This window comes from Arthrobacter sp. 05T47 (assembly GCF_056395825.1).
Window position 1 is genome coordinate 1 of sequence record NZ_JBFTKG010000112.1, and the last position, 1,904, is coordinate 1,904.

At 64.2% G+C, this 1,904-nt stretch carries 4 protein-coding genes; 1 reads left to right on the plus strand and 3 read right to left on the minus strand.

Annotated features, from left to right (window positions below):
* On the plus strand, positions 1-188 hold a 188-nt coding region (locus AC1DEY_RS23070; protein WP_476870029.1), incomplete at its 5' end, for a 4-hydroxythreonine-4-phosphate dehydrogenase PdxA.
* A 136-nt stretch (positions 189-324) separates the two neighbouring features.
* On the opposite strand, the gene AC1DEY_RS23075 is transcribed toward AC1DEY_RS23070, so the two are convergent.
* From AC1DEY_RS23075 to AC1DEY_RS23085, 3 genes are all read right to left on the minus strand, one after another.
* Positions 325-810 carry a hypothetical protein gene (locus tag AC1DEY_RS23075; RefSeq protein ID WP_476870030.1) on the minus strand — a complete coding sequence of 162 codons (486 nt, stop codon included), beginning with the start codon at positions 808-810 and terminating at the stop codon, positions 325-327.
* A 152-nt stretch (positions 811-962) separates the two neighbouring features.
* Positions 963-1,190: a hypothetical protein gene (locus AC1DEY_RS23080; RefSeq protein ID WP_476870031.1), complete on the minus strand. Its 228-nt coding sequence runs from the start codon at positions 1,188-1,190 to the stop codon at positions 963-965.
* Positions 1,191-1,432: 242 nt separating this feature from the next.
* On the minus strand, positions 1,433-1,828 hold the full coding sequence (locus AC1DEY_RS23085; protein WP_476870032.1) for a hypothetical protein: 396 nt from the start codon (positions 1,826-1,828) through the stop codon (positions 1,433-1,435).
* Positions 1,829-1,904 lie beyond the last annotated feature (76 nt).

Consider the following 1,904-nt stretch of genomic DNA (forward strand, 5'->3'; position numbering starts at 1 on the left):
GCCCCGTGAAGGTCCTCGGCATCGAGGCCGGCGTCAACATCACCGTGGGCCTGCCGGTAATCCGCACCTCCGTGGACCACGGCACGGCCTTCGACATCGCGGGCAAGGGCATCGTGGACGTGCGCAGCATGATCGAGGCCCTGCGCCAGGCGGCGGAGATGTCCCCGAGCCCGGTGCTGCAGGGGTAGGGCCGCTCCCTATAAGAGCAACGCGGGGACTCCTCGCGTCCATCCGGTGGCGGCTTCCACGGAATGCCGCGACAAGACGACCTTCCCGCCTGTCGGGGCGAGTGCCCAGCCAGCGACAGGATTACGGCGCTGCAGGCTAGCGAGGCTTGGGGCCTTTGCGTCGGCGGACGGAGACGTCCCCATAGTTGATGCCGATCGACCGCCCCCGCRCGAAGTGGGTGTTGGCAATTTCACTGAGTTCCCGGCTGCTCTTCCGAGGGTAGGCCAGCCGGATCCACTCGTAGTCCCACTCCTGCATGTCCCGTACGTGACGGACCTGTTTGGCGGCGCGCATCTGGACCGCGAGATCTTCACTGACGAGGGCCGGGCTGGGCGGGGCCTTGACCGGTCGGGGCTTGGGTGGTGGGGCTGCCTTGGGCGAGCGCGCCTTGACCGGAGGGTGCGGGGTCTTGGCGAAGCGGACGATTGCCACGGTCAGCGCTACCACGCCGACGGCGATCAGGAGAACCCACCAGTATTGGATGATGAGACCGATCACGGCGAGAGCGAGGAAGAAGCCGAAGGGGCCGCACCCGGCGGCGGCGGCGCCCGCGTTACTTGAACGACGACGTTTGGTTGCCATGCTGCAGGATCCCACCTGGCGCCGACAATTTATGCGGGGAGAAGTGCTCGAGTGCCAGCGAGCTAGATTTCGGGCTGTGGATGTCTCGCTGGAGAAGTGGCTCGGGTGCGGGCGCCTTTCCTGATGCTCTGGCAGCGGCGGTTGCCGCGGAGCTACTTCTTCCGAGTCTTCCTGACGAAATCTGCAGCTTGCCGGTAGGCCTGCTTGGCCTCAGCGCTTGTTACCACCGCATAAATCTTCTTGCCCTCTTCGGCCAGTCCCTTAACTCGTGCCTGCACGACGGGGTCCTTTGCGAGGGCGTACAGCTTGTCTCCATTGGCTTTTGCCTTCGCCCCGCCGTTCTTCAATACGGCGGCAGCCTTGTTGCCTATTCCAGACATATTTCCTCCATACCATCGGCGGCCCGTCCAGCGAGATTAGCACCATATGAGAAGGTGTCTGGGAAGCCAGAAGATGTCCGGGTACACGGCTCACCGGGTGCTCGTCCTTGGTGTCGAGTAGATCAAGAGCGCTGGGAAGACCTCAGCCCATGTGATCGCTAACGTGGCCAGAACGGTTGGCGTCAACCCTGTCCTTGTAAACCGAGCCTGAGAGGCTCACTGGTTCAATCCAACCGGAGAGTTCAGGTTTGACGGTCCGCGCTCACTGAGCCTTCCTCGTCACCATTTTCGTCGCGTTCCTCGTCGTCCCCGCGCCGACGCAGCGCACGCTCGGCGATCCTGCTGGAGAGTTTGTCCCTCACTGATCTGGCCCTGTCGAGGGTCTCGTTACCGAGGCGCCCGGCGGCATCGACGCCCTCTGCTCCTGTTTCGAGCGCCTTGTCCCTTACCTCCGCTGCCGCGTCCACCCATCGTCTCGCCTCCAATGACTCACGACGGCGGTCGATCCCGAGCCGCCCGTGGAAGTCAACAACGCCAGCCGCGACCTGGTTGCTCGAATGCACCACAGCCCGGGACGTGGTCGGGTGGAGCAGCACCTTCGTGTTGGCCACGCCTGCAGCCGCATCCATGCGGGCCATCAGACGCTGTGTACTTCGCGAGATGAGTTCCAGACGGTTCTGCCGGGCTGTCCTCAGACCAAGGCGGTGCTGGTCC

What these genes read in the sequence shown, in the direction of transcription:
- AC1DEY_RS23080 (WP_476870031.1), bottom strand. Translation starts at nt 1,190, where the DNA reads ATGTCTGGAATAGGCAACAAGGCTGCCGCCGTATTGAAGAACGGCGGG.
- AC1DEY_RS23085 (WP_476870032.1), bottom strand. Translation starts at nt 1,828, where the DNA reads ATGGCCCGCATGGATGCGGCTGCAGGCGTGGCCAACACGAAGGTGCTG.